The organism is Pseudomonas sp. BJa3, from assembly GCF_026343815.1.
In the GTDB taxonomy this organism is placed as follows: domain Bacteria; phylum Pseudomonadota; class Gammaproteobacteria; order Pseudomonadales; family Pseudomonadaceae; genus Aquipseudomonas; species Aquipseudomonas soli.
In genome coordinates, this window is sequence record NZ_JAOXMC010000018.1 from 93,870 (window position 1) to 114,026 (window position 20,157).

The following is a 20,157-nucleotide window of genomic DNA, read 5'->3' on the forward strand; positions in this document are numbered from 1 at the left end:
GAAGTTGTATACAATCAGCCCATCCGGTGGTGCGACATCCCGACGCGGCCCGCCCACCACCCGCACATACGTACAAGAAGGAAGACTGCAGTGAGCGCTGACTACCCTCGCGACCTGATCGGTTACGGCAACAACCCACCTCATCCGCAATGGCCGGGGAATGCCCGCATTGCACTGTCCTTCGTGCTCAACTACGAAGAAGGTGGCGAGCGCAACATCCTGCATGGCGACAAAGAGTCCGAAGCGTTCCTCTCCGAAATGGTCGCCGCCCAGCCGCTGCAAGGCGCGCGCAACATGAGCATGGAGTCGCTCTACGAATACGGCAGCCGCGCTGGCGTATGGCGCCTGCTCAAGCTGTTCAAGGACAGCGGCGTGCCGCTGACCATCTTCGCCGTAGCCATGGCCGCCCAGCGCCACCCCGACGTGATCCGCGCCATGGTCGAGGCCGGCCACGAGATCTGCAGCCACGGCTACCGCTGGATCGACTACCAGTACATGGATGAAGCGCAAGAGCGCGAGCACATGCTCGAGGCCATCCGCATCCTCACCGAGATCACCGGCGAGCGCCCCGTGGGCTGGTACACCGGCCGCACCGGCCCGAACACCCGGCGCCTGGTCATGGAGGAAGGCGGCTTCCTCTACGACAGCGACACCTACGACGACGACCTGCCCTACTGGGAGCCGAACAACCCGACCGGCAAGCCGCACCTGGTGATCCCCTACACCCTCGACACCAACGACATGCGCTTCACCCAGGTGCAGGGCTTCAACTGCGGCGAGCAGTTCTTCCAGTACCTGAAGGACGCCTTCGACGTGCTCTACGAGGAAGGCGCCGAGGCGCCGAAGATGCTCTCCATCGGCCTGCACTGCCGCCTGGTCGGCCGCCCGGCGCGCCTGGCCGCGCTCAAGCGTTTCGTCGACTACGCCAAGAGCCACGAGCAGGTCTGGTTCGCCCGACGCGTGGACATCGCCCGCCACTGGCACGCCACCCACCCGTACAAGAAAGAGAACGCCTGATGACTGCCTTCAAGACCCTCAAGCCCTCCACCCTGGACCGCGCCGCCTTCGTCGCGGCCTTCGCCGACATCTACGAGCACTCGCCGTGGGTCGCCGAGAAAGCCTACGACCTGGGGCAACTGGCCGAGCTGGACGAGATCGAGGCGCTGCATCAACGCATGAGCGACATCCTGCTCAGCGCCAGCCATGCCGAGCAACTGGCACTGATCAATGCTCACCCGGACCTGGCCGGCAAGGCCGCCATCCAGGGCGAGCTGACCGAATCGAGCACCAACGAACAGGCCGGCGCCGGTATCCACCAGTGCACCGCTGAAGAGTTCGCCCGCTTCACCGAACTCAACGACGCCTACAAGGCCAAGTTCCAGTTCCCGTTCATCATGGCGGTCAAGGGCAGCAACCGCCACCAGATCCTCGCGGCCTTCGAAAAGCGCATCCACAACGGCACGGATGCCGAGTTCAAGGAAGCCCTGGCGCAGATCAACCTGATCGCCCTGTTCCGCCTGCAGCAGCTGTAAGGCGCTGGCAGCGCCCTGGCCCGAGTGCGTGACGCGTCCGCACCCAGGGCCTCGGCCCGCCAGGCCACCAAAATCCAGAACAACGAATAGAAGAGATAACCGCATGCGCACCCTGATGATCGAGCCCCTGACCAAAGAAGCCTTCGCCCCCTTCGGTGACGTGATCGAAACCGACGGCAGCGACCACTTCATGATCAACAACGGCTCGACCATGCGCTTCCACAAGCTCGCCACGGTCGAGACCGCTGAGCCGGAAGACAAGGCGATCATCAGCATCTTCCGCGCCGACGCGCTGGAAATGCCGCTGACCGTGCGCATGCTGGAACGCCATCCGCTGGGCAGCCAGGCTTTCATCCCGCTGCTCGGCAACCCCTTTCTGATCGTGGTCGCGCCACTTGGCGATGCACCTGTATCAGGCTTGGTCCGCGCCTTCCGCAGTAATGGCAGGCAGGGCATCAATTACCATCGCGGCGTCTGGCACCACCCGGTGCTGACGATCGAAAAGCGGGATGACTTCCTGGTGGTTGATCGCAGTGGTTCCGGCAACAACTGCGATGAGCATTACTTCCCCGAGGAACAGATGTTGATCCTCAATCCCCACCAATAAGAAAAGGTCGGTCACCCAGGTCCGCCTGAACCGTGACCGGCGAGAGGTACATACTGTGGAAGCACACCTTCACGAATGGCTGAACCTGAGCATTCGCTGGGTTCACATGATCACCGGCGTGGCCTGGATCGGTGCATCGTTCTACTTTGTCTGGCTGGAGAACCACCTGAACCGAAGCAACCCGCGCGATGGGTTGTCGGGTGACCTCTGGGCCATCCACGGTGGTGGCATCTACCACCTGGAAAAATACAAGCTGGCCCCGCCGAAGATGCCCGAGAACCTGCACTGGTTCAAATGGGAAGCCTACTTCACCTGGATGTCCGGGATCGCCCTGCTGTGCGTGGTGTTCTACTGGAACCCGACCCTGTACCTGCTGGCACCCGGCAGCACCCTCAGCGGTGCCGAAGGCGTGGCCATCGGTATCGGCTCGCTGATCGCCGGCTGGTTCATCTACGACTTCCTCTGCGACTCGCCCCTGGGCAAGAAGCCGGCGCTGCTCGGTGCCGTGCTGTTCGTGCTGATCATCGCCGCCTGCTGGGGCTTCAGCCTGGTGTTCAGCGGCCGCGGCGCCTACCTGCACACCGGCGCGATCATCGGCACCATCATGGTCGGCAACGTGTTCCGCATCATCATGCCGGCGCAGCGCCAGCTGGTGGCGGCCATCGAGAACAACCAGACCCCCGACCCGGTGCTGCCGGCCAAGGGCCTGCTGCGCTCGCGCCACAACAACTACTTCACCCTGCCAGTGCTGTTCATCATGATCAGCAACCACTTCCCGAGCACCTACGGCAGCCAGTACAACTGGCTGATCCTGGCCGGGATCGCGGTGGCCGCGGTATTGATCCGTCACTACTTCAACACCCGCCACGACAGCAACAAGTACGCCTGGACCCTGCCTGTCGGCGCCCTGGCGATGATCTGCCTGGCTTACGTGACCGGCCCGAAACCACTGCCGAGCGCACCTGAGCAGGCCGCCGCCAAGGTCGAGTACCAACCGCTGCCGGCCACCGCCGTGGGCGGCAAGACCGCCGCCGAACTGCGCGCCGAGGAAGCCGCCAAACCTGCGGCCCCCGCCGAGGCTCCGGCCCAGGCCACAGCCCAGGCTGGCGGTGAAACCTTCGACAAGATCCACACCGTCATCCAGGAACGCTGCACCGTGTGCCACTCGGCCAAGCCGACCAGCCCGCTGTTCAGCGCCGCACCTGGCGGCGTGATGTTCGACACCCCGCAGCAGATCCAGGCGCAGGCCGCGCGCATCCAGGCGCAGGCCGTCGCCAGCCAGATCATGCCGCTGGGCAACATCACCCAGATGACCGTCGAGGAACGCAAGCTGGTCGGCGACTGGATCGCCAAAGGCGCGCAGGTCAACTGAGACACCCCACGACTGCGTGGTAGCGGGCTTGCCCCGCGATGAGGCCGGTACTCCCGGCCTCGCTTCCAAGCTCTACGTAACAAGCAAGCATCGAGCGTTCGGCTTCACGCGGAAACCCCAGCCTCCTTTACCGGAGACTGCCACGTGAAGCCGCCCGCTTGGATCCGAGAATAAAAACAAAACTCGAGGTGCTGCATGTCCGAGTCACCCAAGGCGTACATCCCTGTTGCGCCGCCACGACAGCCCCTGCCTTTGTTCCAGCTGATCCTGGTGGGTCTGCAACACGTTCTGTTGATGTACGGCGGCGCCATCGCGGTGCCGCTGATCATCGGCCAGGCGGCGGGCCTGTCCCGCGAGGAAGTCGCCTTCCTGATCAACGCCGACCTGCTGGTCGCCGGCGTTGCCACCATCATCCAATCCTTCGGTATCGGCCCGGTCGGCATTCGCATGCCGGTCATGATGGGCGCCAGCTTCGCCGCCGTCGGCAGCATGGTGGCCATGGCCGGCATGCCCGGTGTCGGCCTGCAGGGGATCTTCGGCGCGACCATCGCCGCCGGGTTCTTCGGCATGCTGATCGCGCCGTTCATGTCCAAGGTCGTGCGCTTCTTCCCGCCGCTGGTGACCGGCACGGTCATCACCTCCATCGGCCTGTCGCTGTTCCCGGTGGCGGTCAACTGGGCCGGCGGCGGCCATGACGCCGAAGCCTTCGGCGCGCCGATCTACCTGATGGTCGCCGGCCTGGTGCTGGCGGTGATCCTGCTGATCAACCGCTTCATGCGCGGGTTCTGGGTCAACGTGTCGGTACTGGTGGGCATGGGCCTGGGCTACGTGCTCGCCGGCTCCATCGGCATGGTCGACCTGTCGGGCCTGAGCGAGGCGCCGTGGCTGCAGGTGGTCACCCCCCTGCACTTCGGCATGCCGACCTTCAGCCTGGCGCCGATCCTGTCGATGTGCCTGGTGGTGGTGATCATCTTCGTCGAGTCCACGGGCATGTTCCTCGCCCTGGGCAAGGTGACCGACCGTGAAGTAACGCCGGGCATGCTGCGGCGCGGCCTGCTGTGCGATGCCGGCGCGTCGTTCATCGCCGGCTTCTTCAACACCTTCACCCACTCCTCGTTCGCCCAGAACATCGGACTGGTGCAGATGACCGGGGTGCGCTGCCGCTACGTTACGGTGATGGCCGGCGCGCTGCTGATCCTGCTCAGCCTGCTGCCCAAGGCGGCGTTCCTGATCGCCTCGATCCCGCCTGCGGTACTGGGCGGCGCGTCCATCGCCATGTTCGGCATGGTCACCGCCACCGGGATCAAGATCCTCCAGGAGGCAGACATCTCCGACCGACGCAACCAGCTGCTGGTCGCCGTCAGCGTCGGCTTTGGCCTGATCCCGGTGGTGCGCCCGGAGTTCTTTGCTCAGATGCCGCAGTGGATGGAACCCATCACCCACAGTGGCATCGCCATGGCCACCCTCAGCGCCCTGGTACTGAACCTGCTGTTCAACATCCTCGGCGGCGCCGACCGCGCCGCGCACAACGATGCCTGTCACCAGCATTGAGTGACCAGGGGCGGCGCCGCTCTGGCCGCCCCGCTTCAACCCTGTGGTAACGCAGTACCGTCGGCCCGCCGGAATGGGCCGTCCGGGGCGCCTGCGCGCCGAAAAAGCCCTTACAAAAACAATAAGTCCGGGAATCACAACATGAAGCGCATCACCACCTCCGTCCTGCTGGGCAGCAGCCTGCTGGCCACCCTCCCCGCCCATGCCGGCGAATGGCTGCAGTGGCACGGCGAAAGCCTGTCCTACCTCTACGGCAAGGACTTCAAGGTCAACCCCGATATCCAGCAGACCATCACCTTCGAGCACGCCAACAAGTGGAAGTACGGCGACACCTTCCTGTTCGTCGACAAGATCTTCTACAACGGCAAGGCCGACCCCGGCAAAGGCGTGACCACCTACTACGGTGAGTTCAGCCCGCGCCTGTCGTTCGGCAAGATCTTCGAGCGCAACCTGGCCTTCGGCCCGGTCAAGGACGTGCTGCTGGCCATGACCTACGAGCGTGGCGAGGGCGACAACGAGGCCTACCTGATCGGCCCCGGCTTCGACCTGAACGTGCCCGGCTTCAACTACTTCACCCTGAACTTCTACCTGCGCAACACCGAAGGCAGCCGCCCCGGCGACAACGTCTGGCAGATCACCCCGGCCTGGTCCTACACCATCCCGGTGGGCAAGTCCGACATCCTGATCGACGGTTACATCGACTGGGTGGTCGACAACGACCAGACCCGTCGCGGCACCTACCACGCCAACCTGCAGTTCAACCCACAGGTCAAATACGACCTGGGCAAGGCCCTGAACCTGGGCGCCAAGCAGCTTTACGTCGGCTTCGAGTACAGCTACTGGAAGGACAAGTACGGCATCGACAGCCACGGCAACGTGGACAGCAACCAGAGCGTGGCCAGCGCCCTGGTGAAGGTGCACTTCTGAAAAACTGACCGAACGCCCAAATTTGCACCACCGTGCTCCAGGACGGAGCACTTGAGGCCCGGCGCGCAAGTGAGTAATCTGCGCGCCCCCTCGATCGGGGCGGGAAGGATCCCGCCCGCGTTTGCTGACCGCTCAGTCAATGTTTCCGGGCGGTTGGCCAACGTGTTGCCAGCGTGAAATACCCATTTCATCCGTTCAGAAAGACGTCGAGCAGGATGGTTGTGCCCAACGTGGAAAAGTTGGCGCAGCTCTTGCCAAACAGCTGTGGCCAATTGAAAAAAGCTGACCCAAAAGACAAGAACAGCGCCCGAGCGCTGACAACAGATCCAATAAAGGGAGCGACACACGCAATGCGTACCATCAAGAGCCTGATCCTCGCCGGCGGCCTGCTGGCCTGCGGCGCCAGCCAAGCCGGTGACCTGCTGCAATGGCAGAACAACAGCCTGACCTACCTGTGGGGCAAGAACTTCAAGGTCAACCCCGAGATCCAGCAGACCGTGACCTTCGAGCACGCCGATGCGTGGAAGTACGGCGACAACTTCTTCTTCCTCGACAAGATCTTCTATCAAGGCAAGAAGGACGCCAGCAACGGCCCGAACACCTACTATGGCGAGTTCAGCCCACGCCTGTCGTTCGGCAAGATCTTCGACCAGAAGCTCGAGTTCGGCCCGGTCAAGGACGTGCTGCTGGCCATGACCTACGAGTTCGGCGAGGGTGACACCGAGTCCTACCTGATCGGCCCCGGCTTCGACCTGGCGATCCCAGGCTTCGACTACTTCCAGCTGAACTTCTACCAGCGCACCACCGACGGCAGCCGTCCGGGCGACAATGTCTGGCAGATCACCCCGGTCTGGTCCTACACCATCCCCGTGGGTTCGTCCGACATTCTCATCGACGGCTTCATGGACTGGGTGGTGGACAACGACGAGAACCGTCGCGGCACCTACCAGGCGAACCTGCACTTCAACCCGCAGGTCAAGTACGACCTGGGCAAAGCGCTGCACCTGGGCGAGAAGCAGTTGTACGTGGGTATCGAGTACGACTACTGGAAGAACAAGTACGGCATCAAGGACAGCGATGCCTTCACTACCGATCAGAACACCATGAGCTTCCTGGTCAAGGTTCACTTCTGATCCGAGTGTAAGCCGGCCCCACAGTGATCGTGCTGTTCCTGTGGGAGCCGGCTTGCCGGCGAACCGGGGCAAGCCCCGGCCAGGCGCCTCAGTTCGCGGGTCTTAGCGCCCGCCAGAACTTGCTCACGACAGCAACCACCGCCAGCACCACAGCCCCCGCAATCACCCCCGCCACACCATTGAGCAGTGCCCCGGTCAACGCCCCGCCCCGTCCTTCGCTGAACGCCTCGATGGCGTGATGCAGCGGCGCGATGCCATGCACCAGGATGCCGCCACCGACCAGGAACATCGCCGCGGTGCCGATCACCGACAGGCTTTTCATCATGTACGGCGCGGCGCGCAGGATGCCGTTGCCCACCGCCTGGCTCAGCGCCGAGGCTTTCTTGGTCATCCACAGCCCCAGGTCATCGAGCTTGACGATGCCTGCCACCAGGCCATACACCCCCAGGGTCATGACGATGGCGATCCCCGACAGCACGATGATCTGCTGGCTCAGCGGCGCATCGGCCACGGTGCCAAGGGTGATGGCGATGATCTCGGCGGAGAGGATGAAGTCGGTGCGCACCGCGCCCTTGATCTTGCTCTTCTCAAAGGCCACCAGGTCGACCTGCTCGTCGGCCACGGCCGCCTTGCGCGCCTCATGCTGCGCGTCGTCCTCGGCCTTGCTGTGCAGGAACTTGTGCGCCAGCTTCTCGAAGCCCTCGAAGCACAGGTAGGCGCCACCGACCATCAGCAGCGGAATCACCGCCCAGGGAATGAACGCACTGATCAGCAGCGCCGCCGGCACCAGGATCGCCTTGTTCACCAGCGAGCCCTTGGCCACCGCCCACACCACCGGGATCTCGCGTTCGGCGCGCACACCGGTGACCTGCTGGGCGTTGAGCGCCAGGTCGTCGCCCAGCACCCCGGCGGTCTTCTTCGCCGCGACCTTGGTCATCAACGAGACATCGTCGAGGACCGTGGCGATATCGTCGATCAATACCAGTAAGCTGCTTCCTGCCATGTCAAAATGTTTCCAGTAGGTTCGAATGGCCGGGATTCTAGCCCAAAGACGCTGCCTTGAGCGCCCGTCCGAGCGGGTGCTACCATGCCGGACCCCTCTTGGAGGGGCCAGACCCGAGGAAGATTCCCGACAATGAGCACCATTCGCGAGCGCAACAAGGAATTGATCCTGCGCGCAGCCAGTGAAGAATTCGCCGACAAGGGCTTCGCCGCCACCAAGACCAGCGATATCGCGGCCAAGGCCGGCCTGCCCAAGCCGAACGTGTACTACTACTTCAAGTCGAAGGAAAACCTCTACCGCGAGGTGCTCGAGAGCATCATCGCGCCGATCATGCAGGCCTCGACGCCGTTCAACGCCGACGGCGATCCGAAAGAGGTGCTCAGCGCGTACATCCGCTCGAAAATCCGCATCTCCCGCGACCTGCCCCACGCCTCCAAGGTGTTCGCCAGCGAGATCATGCATGGCGCGCCGCACCTGTCGCCGCGCCAGGTGGAGCAGCTCAACGAGCAGGCCCGCCACAACATCGAGTGCATCCAGCGCTGGATCGAGCGCGGCCAGATCGCTCACGTCGACCCGCACCATTTGATGTTCAGCATCTGGGCGGCGACGCAAACCTATGCGGATTTCGACTGGCAGATCGCCGTGGTGACCGGCAAGGCCAAACTGGCCGACAGCGACTACGATGCGGCGGCGGAGACCATCATCCGCCTGGTGCTGAAGGGCTGCGAGCCAGAGGTGGCCTGAACCATCGCAATCGCGAGGCAAGCCCGCTCCCACGACCTGAACTGCCCTAAGCATTCAATACCTTAGGGAAAAGTCCAGGTCATGGGAGCGGGCTTGCCCCGCGATAGTTCTAAAGCCTGATCAGGCTGCAACCCCCGCGTCCGCCGTCAGCCCCACCTCTTCGATCGCACTGATCGCGCACTGCTCGTCGATATCCGACGTATCCCCGCTGATCCCCACCGCCCCCAGCACCTTGCCCTCCTGATCACGGATCAGCACGCCCCCCGGCACCGGCACCACTGGTCGCTCGCCGAGCCCGTTCAAAGCCGCATAAAAGGCTGGGCGCTGCTGCGAGTCCAGCGCCAGCAGGCGCGAACCCTTGCCCAGCGCCACCGCGCCCCAGGCCTTGCCAATGGCCACCTCGGGGCGCAGCAAGCTGGCGCCGTCCTCGCGCTGCAACGCCAGCAGATGCCCACCGGCGTCGAGCACCGCCACGGTCAAGGGCGCGGCGTTGATCTTGCGGCCTGCGGACAACGCGGCATTTACCACGCCCACGGCCTGTTTGAGGGTCAATGCGTTCATGAAAAGGTCCTCTTCTTGTTGTGAGAAGCCCTGAGGGCAGTTGAAAACCAATAGACAAGATAGAACACAACAAAGACACTGTTTGTATACAATTTTCTGATCCAATGTGTCTCACTGCGACGAAATGCCGCCCTTTTTCGCCATGACCAGCAAGTCAAACCCACCGACGAAAATGGATTGACCTTTTGCGTCGACCATGAATACACTCTGCTGCAACGCAAGTTGTATACAATTACAAAATCGATGAGGCACAAACCATGAGCAAAATGAGAGCAATCGATGCAGCCGTTCTGGTCATGCGCCGTGAAGGTGTAGATACCGCGTTCGGCATTCCCGGCGCCGCGATCAACCCGCTGTACTCGGCCCTGAAAAAAGTCGGTGGCATCGATCACGTCCTCGCTCGCCACGTCGAAGGCGCCTCGCACATGGCCGAGGGCTACACCCGCGCCAACCCGGGCAACATCGGCGTGTGCATCGGCACCTCCGGCCCTGCCGGCACCGACATGGTCACCGGCCTGTACAGCGCCTCGGCCGACTCCATCCCGATCCTGTGCATCACCGGCCAGGCCCCGCGTGCCCGCCTGCACAAGGAAGACTTCCAGGCCGTCGACATCACCAGCATCGTCAAGCCGGTGACCAAGTGGGCGACCACCGTGCTGGAGCCGGGCCAAGTGCCCTACGCGTTCCAGAAGGCCTTCTTTGAGATGCGTACTGGCCGCCCAGGCCCGGTGCTGATCGACCTGCCGTTCGACGTGCAGATGGCCGAGATCGAGTTCGACATCGATGCCTACGAGCCACTGGCGATCAGCAAGCCAGCCGCCACTCGCGTACAGGCCGAGAAAGCCCTGGCCTTGCTCAATGACGCCGAGCGCCCGCTGCTGGTAGCCGGCGGCGGCATCATCAACGCCGACGCCAGCGACAAGCTGGTCGAGTTCGCCGAACTGACCGGCGTACCGGTAGTGCCAACCCTGATGGGCTGGGGCACCATCCCGGACGATCACGAATTGATGGTCGGCATGGTCGGCCTGCAGACCTCGCACCGCTACGGCAACGCGACCATGCTCAAGTCCGACCTGGTGTTCGGTATCGGCAACCGCTGGGCCAACCGCCACACCGGCTCCGTCGACGTCTACACCGAAGGCCGCAAGTTCGTGCACGTGGACATCGAACCGACCCAGATCGGCCGCGTCTTCACCCCGGACCTGGGTATCGTTTCCGACGCCGGCAAGGCCCTGGACGTATTCCTCGAAGTGGCCCGCGAATGGAAAGCCGCAGGCAAGCTTAAGTGCCGCAAGGCTTGGCTGGAAGACTGCCAGGAACGCAAGGCTACCCTGCAGCGCAAGACCAACTTCGACAACGTCCCGGTCAAGCCACAGCGCGTGTACCAGGAAATGAACGAAGTGTTCGGCAAGGACACCACCTACGTCAGCACCATCGGCCTGTCGCAGATCGCCGGCGCGCAGTTCCTGCACGTGTACAAGCCACGCCACTGGATCAACTGCGGCCAGGCCGGCCCGCTGGGCTGGACCATCCCTGCCGCGCTGGGTGTGGTCAAGGCCGACCCGAAACGCAAGGTGGTCGCGCTGTCCGGTGACTACGACTTCCAGTTCATGATCGAAGAGCTCGCGGTGGGCGCGCAGTTCAACCTGCCCTACGTCCACGTGCTGGTGAACAACGCCTACCTCGGCCTGATCCGCCAGGCGCAGCGTGGTTTCGACATGGATTACTGTGTACAACTGGCGTTCGAGAACATCAATTCCACCGACGCCGCCACCTACGGTGTCGACCACGTCGCCGTGGTCGAGGGCCTGGGCTGCAAGGCCATCCGCGTGTTCCAACCGGCCGAGATCGCCCCTGCCCTGCTCAAGGCGCAGAAGATGGCCGAAGAGTTCCGCGTGCCGGTGGTGGTCGAAGTGATTCTCGAGCGTGTGACCAACATTTCCATGGGCACCGAGATCAACGCGGTCAATGAGTTCGAAGACCTCGCCCTGGTCGGCAACGACGCGCCGACCGCCATCTCGCTGCTGGACTGATCGCCTGACGCCCCCGCGCCGCGCGCGGGGGCAATCAACGCAAGGAGACGACTTATGCCTCGCTTCGCCGCCAACCTGTCCATGCTGTTCACCGAACAGGACTTCCTGGCTCGCTTCAAGGCCGCCGCCGACGCTGGTTTCAGCGGCGTCGAATACCTCTTCCCGTACGATTTCAGCGCCGCCGAGATCAAGCAGCAGCTCGACGCCCATGGCCTGACCCAGGTGCTGTTCAACCTGCCGGCCGGCGACTGGTCGAAAGGTGAGCGCGGCATCACCTGCCACCCCGACCGCGTCGAAGAGTTCCGCGTCGGTGTCGACAAGGCCATCGAGTACGCCAAGGTGCTGGGCAACACCCAGGTCAACGCCCTGGCCGGCATCCGCCCGCAAGGCCCGGACTGCGCCACCGTGCGCAAGACCTTCGTGGAAAACCTGCGCTACGCCGCCGACAAGCTCAAGGCCGCCGGCATCCGCCTGGTCATGGAAATGATCAACACCCGCGACATCCCGGGCTTCTACCTGAACACCACGAAACAGGCCCTGGAAATCCAGGCCGAGGTGGGCAGCGACAACCTGTTCCTGCAGTACGACATCTACCACATGCAGATCATGGAAGGTGACCTGGCGCGCACCCTGGAAACCAACCTCAAGCTGATCAACCACGTGCAGCTGGCCGACAACCCGGGCCGCCACGAGCCGGGTACCGGCGAGATCAACTACCGCTTCCTGTTCGAGCACCTGGACCGCATCGGCTACCAGGGCTGGGTGGGCGCGGAGTACAAGCCCAAGACCACCACCGAGGCGGGTTTGGGCTGGCTGAAGACGCATAACGCAATCTGAAGGCCGAGCGCAGGCCCGCTCCTGAAAGGCCTGCACCGCCTGCTCCATCGAGATTCAACAATTACAACGAGGTAATCTCTCATGGCTAAAATCGGTTTCATCGGCACCGGCATCATGGGCAACCCCATGGCCCAGAACCTGCAAAAAGCAGGTCACAGCATCTTCGTCTCGACCCACCACGACGCAGCTCCGGCCAACCTGATCGCCGCTGGCGGCGTGGCCCTGGCCAACCCGAAGGAAGTGGCCCAGGAAGCTGAGTTCATCATCGTCATGGTGCCCGACACCCCACAGGTCGAAAGCGTGCTGTTCGGTGAAAACGGCGTCGCCGAAGGCGTGGGCCCGAACAAGGTGGTGATCGACATGAGCTCGATCTCGCCTACCGCCACCAAAGCCTTCGCCGAGAAGATCAAGGCCACCGGCGCCGCCTACCTGGACGCCCCGGTGTCCGGCGGCGAAGTCGGTGCCAAGGCCGCGACCCTGAGCATCATGGTCGGCGGTTGCCCGAAAGCCTTCGAGCGCGCCCTGCCGCTGTTCGAAGCCATGGGCAAGAACATCACCCGCGTCGGTGGTAACGGCGACGGCCAGACCGCCAAGGTGGCCAACCAGATCATCGTCGCCCTGAACATCCAGGCCGTTGCCGAAGCCCTGCTGTTCGCCGCCAAGAACGGCGCCGACCCGGCCAAGGTGCGTGAAGCACTGATGGGCGGCTTCGCTTCCTCGAAGATCCTCGAAGTGCATGCCGAGCGCATGATCAAGGGCACCTTCGACCCAGGCTTCCGCATCAACCTGCACCAGAAGGACCTGAACCTGGCCCTGCAAGGCGCCAAGGAGCTGGGCATCAACCTGCCCAACACCTCCAATGCCCAGCAAGTGTTCAACACCTGCCAGGCCCTGGGCGGCGGCAACTGGGACCACTCGGCGCTGATCAAGGGCCTGGAGCACATGGCCAACTTCTCGATCCGCGACGACAAGTAAGGCGCTATCCCACACCATCTGCATGCCAGGTGGTGACCCCGAGCAACACCCGCCCCTGGTTCGGCCTGCACGGAGGCAGTTCCAGGGGCGTTTTCGATTTTGCAGAACAACAAGAATCTGGGAGCCTGCCATGTCGGTCGATCCACAAAAATTCCTGCGCGAGCTGTTCGACACAGCCATCGCTGCCGCCCACCCCCGTCAGGTCCTCGAACCCCACCTGCCCGCCGACCGTAGCGGCCGGGTCATCGTCATCGGCGCCGGCAAGGCCGCCGCCGCCATGGCCGAAGTGGTCGAAAAGAGCTGGCAGGGCGAGGTCTCGGGCCTGGTCGTGACCCGCTACGGCCACGGCGCCAGCTGCCAGAAGATCGAGGTGGTCGAAGCCGCCCACCCGGTCCCCGATGCCGCCGGCCTGGCCGTGGCCAAGCGCGTGCTCGCGCTGGTCAGCAACCTCAGCGAAGACGACCGCGTCATCTTCCTGCTCTCCGGCGGCGGTTCCGCCCTGCTGGCCCTGCCCGCCGAAGGTCTGACCCTGGCCGACAAGCAGCAGATCAACAAGGCACTGCTGAAGTCCGGCGCCACCATCGGCGAGATGAACTGCGTGCGCAAGCACCTCTCGGCGATCAAGGGCGGGCGCCTGGCCAAGGCCTGCTGGCCGGCCACCGTCTATACCTACGCGATTTCCGATGTACCCGGCGACCTGGCCACGGTCATCGCCTCCGGCCCCACCGTGGCCGACCCCAGCACCTCGGCCGACGCCCTGGCGATCCTCAAGCGCTACAACATCGAAGCGCCCAAGGCCGTCATCGACTGGCTCAATAATCCGGCATCGGAAACCGTCAAAGCGGACGACCCCGCCCTTTCGCGCAGCCACTTCCAGCTGATCGCCCGGCCCCAGCAGTCGCTCGAAGCCGCCGCGGTGAAAGCCCGCCAGGCCGGATTCAGCCCGCTGATCCTCGGTGACTTGGAAGGCGAGTCGCGCGAGGTGGCCAAGGTGCATGCCGGCATCGCCCGCCAGGTCGTCCTGCACGGCCAGCCGCTGAAGGCGCCCTGCGTGATCCTGTCCGGCGGCGAGACCACCGTCACCGTGCGCGGCAATGGCCGTGGCGGGCGCAACGCCGAGTTCCTGCTCAGCCTTACCGAAAGCCTCAAGGGCCTGCCGGGGGTGTACGCATTGGCCGGTGATACCGACGGCATCGACGGCTCCGAGGACAACGCCGGCGCCTTCATGACCCCGGATAGCCACGCCCGCGCCGAGGCCCTGGGCCTGTCGGCAAGCGATGAGCTGGACAACAACAACGGCTATGGCTACTTCGCCGCGCTCGACGCGCTGATCGTCACCGAGCCGACCCGCACCAACGTCAACGACTTCCGCGCCATCCTGATCCTCGAGACCGACCCTCATGACGCCTGATAAAAAAGTAAAAATCCTCGCCACCCTCGGGCCTGCGATCAAGGGCATCGATGACATCCGCCAGCTGGTCGAGGCCGGGGTGAACATCTTCCGCCTCAACTTCAGCCACGGCGAACACGCCGACCACGCCCTGCGCTACCAGTGGATCCGCGAAGTCGAGCAGCAGCTCAACTACCCGCTGGGCATCCTCATGGACCTGCAGGGGCCGAAGCTGCGCGTCGGTCGCTTCGCCGACGGCAAGGTGCAACTGCAACGCGGCCAGGCCCTGCGCCTGGACCTGGACAAGACCCCGGGCGACAGCCGCCGCGTGAACCTGCCACACCCGGAGATCATCGCCGCGCTGGAGCCCGGCATGGACCTGCTGCTCGATGACGGCAAGCTGCGCCTGCGGGTGACCGCCAAGCACAGCGATGCCATCGACACCGAAGTGCTGGCCGGCGGCGAGCTGTCCGACCGCAAGGGCGTCAACGTGCCGCAAGCCGTGCTTGACCTCTCCCCGCTCACCGAAAAGGACCGCCGTGACCTCACCTTCGGCCTCAAGCTGGGCGTGGACTGGGTGGCCCTGTCGTTCGTGCAGCGCCCGCAGGACATCCTCGAAGCACGCGAGCTGATCGGCGACCGCGCCTACTTGATGGCCAAGATCGAGAAGCCCTCGGCGGTCGAGCAGTTGCAGGCCATCGCCGAGCTGTCCGACGCGATCATGGTCGCCCGTGGCGACCTGGGCGTGGAAGTGCCGGCCGAGAGCGTGCCGCAGATCCAGAAGGGCATCATCAATACCTGCCGCCAGCTGGGTAAACCTGTGGTGGTGGCCACGCAGATGCTCGAATCCATGCGTTTCTCCCCGGCACCGACCCGCGCCGAGGTCACTGATGTGGCCAACGCCGTGGCCGAAGGCGCCGACGCGGTGATGCTGTCGGCCGAGACCGCCTCGGGCGACTACCCGCTGGAGGCCGTGCAGATGATGAGCAAGATCATCCGCCAGGTGGAGAACGGCCCGGACTACCAGGCCCAGCTCGACGTTGGCCGGCCCAAGGCCGAAGCCACCGTGTCGGACGCCATCAGCTGCGCGATCCGCCGTATCAGCGGCATCCTGCCGGTGGCGGTGCTGGTCAACTACAGCGAGTCGGGGAACTCCACCCTGCGCGCCGCTCGCGAGCGGCCACGGGCGCCGATCCTCAACCTGACGCCGAACCTGAACACCGCCCGCCGCCTGAGCGTGGCCTGGGGCGTGCACTCGGTGGTCAACGACCGCCTGCGCCAGGTCGACGAGGTTGTCTCGACGGCGCTGGAAATCGCCCAGGCCCAAGGCATGGCCAGTCGTGGCGACACGCTGCTGATCACTGCCGGTGTGCCTTTCGGCAAGCCGGGTTCGACTAATACGCTGCGGATCGAGACCCTAGTCTGAGATCGCCGGGGGCGCTGTGCGCCCCTTTTCGCCGGCAAGCCGGCTCCCACAGGAATCATGCATGCCTTTGTGGGAGCCGGCTTGTCGTGGCGACGAACCGCGGCGAAAGGAGGGCAAAGCCCTCCCGACACACCGAACCTGCGGAAAACCGAGGCCCGAAGAGGCCCACCGCTCCCCCACTCACCTTACCGACTGCCCATGTACACCAAGAATTTCGTCAACCCGTGCCCCGACTGGGCCACGGCCTTGCTCAACGGCTTCAGCCAGGTGCTGCTGCTGCGCACCCCCCTGTGCGGCCTGTGCTGCCTGCTGGCCATCCTGCTGACCGCGCCGAACCTGGTCGGCGGCGCCCTGCTCGGCGCCCTGGCCGGCCTGCTTACCGCCCAACGCCGCGGCTACGACCGCGCCGACCGCCAGGCCGGACTGTACTGCTACAACGGCGTGCTGATCGGCATCCTGATCAGCGCCGTATTGCCCTGGTCGGCGATCCTGCCACCGCTGATCATCGCCGCCGGCGGCCTGTCGAGCATGCTCACTCACCAATGGCGCAGGCGCGGCGGCAAGCTGCTGATCGCCTACACCGCGCCATTCGTGCTGCTGGGCTGGGCCGCGTTGCTGCTGACCGAGCCGTCGGCCAACGGCTATGTCGAAGCGAATCCTGTGTATGCCCTGCTGCGCGGCGTGGGGCAGATCTTTTTGCTCGACAAGCCCGTGGCCGGCCTGCTGATCGTCATCGGCATGTACTTCGCCAACCCCTATGCCGCCACCTGGGCGCTGATCGGCTCGGCCATCGGCGGTGGTGTCGCGCTGCTGGCTGGAGAAACGCAGGCCGCGTGGCTGGGGTTGCATGGCTTCAACGCAGCCCTCGCGGCCCTGGCCTTCAGTCGCCAGGGCGAGAAACCCTGGGTGACCTTGCTCGCCATCGCCTGCGCCCTGCTGCTGCAACCGCTGTTCAACCTGCTGCCGATCGCCGGGTTGACCGCGCCGTTCGTGACCGCGTGCTGGCTGATGCACCTGGGCAACCACCTGGTGCAGCTCAACCAGCGCCGCAACGCGCCTCGCTTGCACAGCTGATACCCAGCCCCTAGGCTCTGCCCATCCACACAATGGAACGAGCCCATGGACAACCCTTCGAGCCTGCGCGAGCGGCTCTACGTCATCGTCTTCCAGACCGACACCACGGCTGGCAGACGCTTCGACAAGATCCTCCTGCTGATCATCCTCGCCAGCCTGGTCACGGTGATCCTCGACAGCATCGACGACGTTCACCAGAACTACGCCGGGTTGCTGGCCGGCATCGAGTGGGGTTTCACGGCGATCTTCCTCGCCGAGTACATCACCCGCCTGTACTGCTCGCCCAAGCCACTGCGCTATGCATTCAGCTTCTACGGGCTGGTCGACCTGCTGGCGATCGTGCCGGGGATCATCGCCCTGTACTACAGCGACGCCCAGTACCTACTGATCATCCGCGTGGTGCGCATGCTGCGGATCTTCCGCGTGCTCAAGCTCAGCCCGTACTTGAAGCAGGCCCATTACCTGTTGGCGGCGCTGCAGGGCAGCAAGCAGAAGATCATCGTGTTCCTGGTCAGCGTGTCGACCCTGGTGACCGTGTTCGGCACGTTGATGTACGTGATCGAAGGGCCGGAGCATGGCTTCACCAGCATCCCCAAGGGCATCTACTGGGCCATCGTCACCCTCACCACCGTGGGCTTCGGAGATATCGTGCCGACCACGCCGCTGGGGCAGGTGCTGTCGTCGCTGGTGATGATCACCGGTTACTCGATCATCGCCGTGCCCACCGGCATCTTCACCGCCGAACTGGCCAATGCCCTGCGCGGCGAACAGTTGCAGCATGACTGCCCGACCTGCACCAAGCACCACCACGAGCATGGCGCGGCGTTCTGTTCGCGCTGTGGCAATGCGTTGTTTCCCAAGCAATAGGCAGCGTCCCCAATGCAGGGCAAGCATAAGCAAAGAGCCATTTGGTCTTTAGCCACCCTAGCGCCAAACGCTATAGTCGCTGGCATATCGCCAACCCTTTGAATCAGAACAAGGAATGCCCCCAGTGAAAAAACTCTTCAGCGCCTCGCTGCTCGCCGCGGGCCTGGCCCTGGGCAACCTCGCCCAGGCCGCCCCTACCCTGCTCAACGTGTCCTACGACGTGATGCGCGACTTCTACAAGGACTACAACCCGGCGTTCCAGAAGCACTGGGAGAAGGAACACAACGAGAAGGTCAACCTGCAGATGTCCTTCGGCGGCTCGAGCAAGCAGGCGCGCGCAGTGATCGATGGCCTGCCGGCCGACGTGATCACCATGAACATGGCCACCGACATCAATGCCCTGGTCGACAACGGCAAGCTGGTGCCGGACAACTGGGTAACGCGCCTGCCGAACAACAGCGCGCCGTTCACCTCGGCCACCGTGTTCATCGTGCGCAAGGGCAACCCCAAGGCGCTGAAGGACTGGCCCGACCTGCTCAAGGACGGCGTGCAGGTGATCGTGCCCAACCCGAAAACCTCGGGTAACGGCCGCTACACCTACCTCTCGGCCTGGGGCTACGTGCTCAAGCAGGGCGGAGACGAAAGCAAGGCCCGCGACTTCGTCGGCAAGCTGTTCAAGCAGGCGCCGGTGCTCGATACCGGTGGCCGCGCCGCCACCACCACCTTCATGACCAACCAGATCGGCGACGTGCTGGTGACCTTCGAGAACGAGGCCGAGATGATTGCCCGCGAGTTCGGCCGCGACCAGTTCGAAGTGGTCTACCCGAGCGTGTCGGCCGAGGCCGAGCCGCCAGTGAGCGTGGTCGACAAGGTGGTGGCCAAGAAAGGTACCCAGGCCGTGGCCGAGGAATACCTGAAGTACCTGTGGTCGCCGGAGGCCCAGGAGATCGCCGCGAACAACTACCTGCGTCCACGTGACGCCACCGTGTTGGCCAAGTACACCGACCGTTTCCCGAAAGTCGACTTCCTGTCCGTTGAAAAAACCTTCGGCGACTGGCGCACCGTGCAGAAGACCCACTTCAATGACGGTGGTGTGTTCGACCAGATCTATACCAACAAGTAACCACACCCCCTGTAGGAGCGGGCTTGTCCCCTCCTACAGGAGCCCTGCTTTCAGGCCTGCTGACGAAACACCAGCGCCTTCAGCCCCCCCTCCGGATCCGCATCCGGAAACTCCGGCGGATTCTCCAGCCGCTCGACAAACACCAGCCCCGGCGCCTGCTCGGCCATCCCCTCGATGAGAAACTGCGGCCCGATCCCCGGATCGTTGACGCAGGCCAGTACCGTGCCGCCTTCAGTCAACAACTCCGGCAAACGCCGAAGGATCTTGGCGTAGTCCTGGGTCAGCACGAAGCTACCGCGCTGGAAGGTTGGCGGATCGATGATGATCAGGTCGTACGGCCCGTACTTACGCACCTTGCCCCACGACTTGAACAGCTCATGCCCCAGGTACGCCACCCGCGAGGCGTCATGGCCATTGAGCCGGTGGTTGTCGCGGCCCCGGGACAGCGCCGACTTGGCCATGTCCAGGTTGACCACCTGCTCGGCGCCGCCGGCAATCGCCGCCACCGAGAAACCACAGGTATAGGCGAACAGGTTGAGCACGCGCTTGCCGGCCGCCTGCTCGCGCACCCAGCGCCGGCCGTAGCGCATGTCGAGGAACAAGCCGTTGTTCTGTCGCACGCCCAGGTCGAGCAGGTATTTCAGGCCATCCTCGACCACCTCGCGCTGCTGGCACGGCGCGCCCCACAGCCACTGGCCGGGGCTGTCGGGCAGGTAGCGGTGCTGCAGCAGGATGGCCTGGCCGCTCCACTGCGGACGCTCGGCCAGCGCCATCAGCATCGCTTCGAGCTCCTCCAACTGGCCCTCGGGCGGTTCGCGGAACAGCGCCACCAGCACCACGCCGTCGAGCCAGTCGACAGTGATCTGTTCAAGCCCCGGCCAGCAGCGGCCACGGCCATGGAACAGGCGGCGAGTCTCCTGGGGGGCGGGGTCGAGGGCGGCGAGCAGGTGCTGCTCGAGGGTGGCGATGGCTGGGCTCATGTCGGCTACGGTCAGGCAAAAG

At 64.2% G+C, this 20,157-nt stretch carries 19 protein-coding genes; 16 read left to right on the forward strand and 3 right to left on the reverse strand.

Going from position 1 to position 20,157, the window contains the following annotated elements:
• Window positions 1–90 precede the first annotated feature (90 nt).
• The 7 genes from puuE to OH705_RS21315 all read left to right on the forward strand — a co-directional run bounded on the left by puuE (window position 91) and on the right by OH705_RS21315 (window position 7,122).
• Window positions 91–1,017, forward strand: coding sequence for an allantoinase PuuE (gene puuE, locus OH705_RS21285; protein WP_038705700.1), 927 nt, complete (start codon window positions 91–93; stop codon window positions 1,015–1,017).
• The gene (gene uraD / locus OH705_RS21290; RefSeq protein WP_094010612.1) at window positions 1,017–1,532 is read left to right on the forward strand and encodes a 2-oxo-4-hydroxy-4-carboxy-5-ureidoimidazoline decarboxylase; all 516 of its coding nucleotides are present in this window, start codon (window positions 1,017–1,019) and stop codon (window positions 1,530–1,532) included. The genes puuE and uraD overlap by 1 nt, the downstream gene beginning before the upstream one ends.
• 103 nt (window positions 1,533–1,635) lie before the next feature.
• Window positions 1,636–2,139 carry an ureidoglycolate lyase gene (locus OH705_RS21295; RefSeq protein WP_023631381.1) on the forward strand — a complete coding sequence of 168 codons (504 nt, stop codon included), beginning with the start codon at window positions 1,636–1,638 and terminating at the stop codon, window positions 2,137–2,139.
• A gap of 55 nt (window positions 2,140–2,194) precedes the next feature.
• Window positions 2,195–3,511: a urate hydroxylase PuuD gene (locus tag OH705_RS21300; RefSeq protein ID WP_038705699.1), complete on the forward strand. Its 1,317-nt coding sequence runs from the start codon at window positions 2,195–2,197 to the stop codon at window positions 3,509–3,511.
• 195 nt (window positions 3,512–3,706) lie between these two features.
• Window positions 3,707–5,062, forward strand: coding sequence for a nucleobase:cation symporter-2 family protein (locus OH705_RS21305; protein ID WP_046856489.1), 1,356 nt, complete (start codon window positions 3,707–3,709; stop codon window positions 5,060–5,062).
• A gap of 141 nt (window positions 5,063–5,203) precedes the next feature.
• Complete coding sequence (locus OH705_RS21310; RefSeq protein WP_046856490.1) at window positions 5,204–5,989, forward strand: outer membrane protein OmpK; 786 nt, start codon at window positions 5,204–5,206, stop codon at window positions 5,987–5,989.
• Between the two features lie 350 nt (window positions 5,990–6,339).
• Complete coding sequence (locus OH705_RS21315; protein WP_267302904.1) at window positions 6,340–7,122, forward strand: outer membrane protein OmpK; 783 nt, start codon at window positions 6,340–6,342, stop codon at window positions 7,120–7,122.
• Between the two features lie 88 nt (window positions 7,123–7,210).
• Here the strand turns inward: OH705_RS21315 and OH705_RS21320 are convergent, their stop codons facing one another.
• A complete protein-coding gene (locus OH705_RS21320) occupies window positions 7,211–8,125 on the reverse strand; it encodes a DUF808 domain-containing protein (RefSeq protein WP_023629828.1) in 915 nt (304 codons plus the stop codon).
• A gap of 132 nt (window positions 8,126–8,257) precedes the next feature.
• Between OH705_RS21320 and OH705_RS21325 the strand changes: the two genes are divergently transcribed.
• Complete coding sequence (locus OH705_RS21325; RefSeq protein ID WP_023629827.1) at window positions 8,258–8,869, forward strand: TetR/AcrR family transcriptional regulator; 612 nt, start codon at window positions 8,258–8,260, stop codon at window positions 8,867–8,869.
• A 120-nt stretch (window positions 8,870–8,989) separates the two neighbouring features.
• Here the strand turns inward: OH705_RS21325 and OH705_RS21330 are convergent, their stop codons facing one another.
• Entirely contained in the window at window positions 8,990–9,430 is a 441-nt protein-coding gene (locus tag OH705_RS21330; protein ID WP_038705698.1) for a GlcG/HbpS family heme-binding protein, read from the reverse strand.
• Between the two features lie 257 nt (window positions 9,431–9,687).
• Here OH705_RS21330 and gcl point away from each other — a divergent pair, with 257 nt between their 5' ends.
• The 8 genes from gcl to OH705_RS21370 all read left to right on the forward strand — a co-directional run bounded on the left by gcl (window position 9,688) and on the right by OH705_RS21370 (window position 19,155).
• Window positions 9,688–11,463, forward strand: coding sequence for a glyoxylate carboligase (gene gcl, locus OH705_RS21335; RefSeq protein WP_023631170.1), 1,776 nt, complete (start codon window positions 9,688–9,690; stop codon window positions 11,461–11,463).
• 54 nt (window positions 11,464–11,517) lie between these two features.
• Window positions 11,518–12,300: a hydroxypyruvate isomerase gene (hyi, locus tag OH705_RS21340; RefSeq protein ID WP_110604202.1), complete on the forward strand. Its 783-nt coding sequence runs from the start codon at window positions 11,518–11,520 to the stop codon at window positions 12,298–12,300.
• Between the two features lie 81 nt (window positions 12,301–12,381).
• On the forward strand, window positions 12,382–13,275 hold the full coding sequence (locus OH705_RS21345; protein ID WP_023631172.1) for a 2-hydroxy-3-oxopropionate reductase: 894 nt from the start codon (window positions 12,382–12,384) through the stop codon (window positions 13,273–13,275).
• Between the two features lie 130 nt (window positions 13,276–13,405).
• A complete protein-coding gene (locus OH705_RS21350; protein WP_038705697.1) occupies window positions 13,406–14,686 on the forward strand; it encodes a glycerate kinase type-2 family protein in 1,281 nt (426 codons plus the stop codon).
• Window positions 14,676–16,091 (forward strand): pyruvate kinase, encoded by a 1,416-nt coding sequence (pyk, locus tag OH705_RS21355; RefSeq protein WP_267302905.1) that lies wholly within the window; start codon window positions 14,676–14,678, stop codon window positions 16,089–16,091. Before OH705_RS21350 ends, pyk begins: the two co-directional genes overlap by 11 nt.
• 198 nt (window positions 16,092–16,289) lie before the next feature.
• Window positions 16,290–17,165 (forward strand): urea transporter, encoded by an 876-nt coding sequence (locus tag OH705_RS21360; RefSeq protein WP_267302906.1) that lies wholly within the window; start codon window positions 16,290–16,292, stop codon window positions 17,163–17,165.
• 45 nt (window positions 17,166–17,210) lie between these two features.
• Window positions 17,211–18,032 (forward strand): ion transporter, encoded by an 822-nt coding sequence (locus OH705_RS21365; RefSeq protein WP_110605503.1) that lies wholly within the window; start codon window positions 17,211–17,213, stop codon window positions 18,030–18,032.
• 124 nt (window positions 18,033–18,156) lie between these two features.
• A complete protein-coding gene (locus OH705_RS21370) occupies window positions 18,157–19,155 on the forward strand; it encodes a sulfate ABC transporter substrate-binding protein (RefSeq protein WP_023629078.1) in 999 nt (332 codons plus the stop codon).
• Window positions 19,156–19,205: 50 nt separating this feature from the next.
• Here the strand turns inward: OH705_RS21370 and OH705_RS21375 are convergent, their stop codons facing one another.
• Entirely contained in the window at window positions 19,206–20,135 is a 930-nt protein-coding gene (locus OH705_RS21375) for a class I SAM-dependent methyltransferase (RefSeq protein WP_267302907.1), read from the reverse strand.
• Window positions 20,136–20,157: the final 22 nt, after the last annotated feature.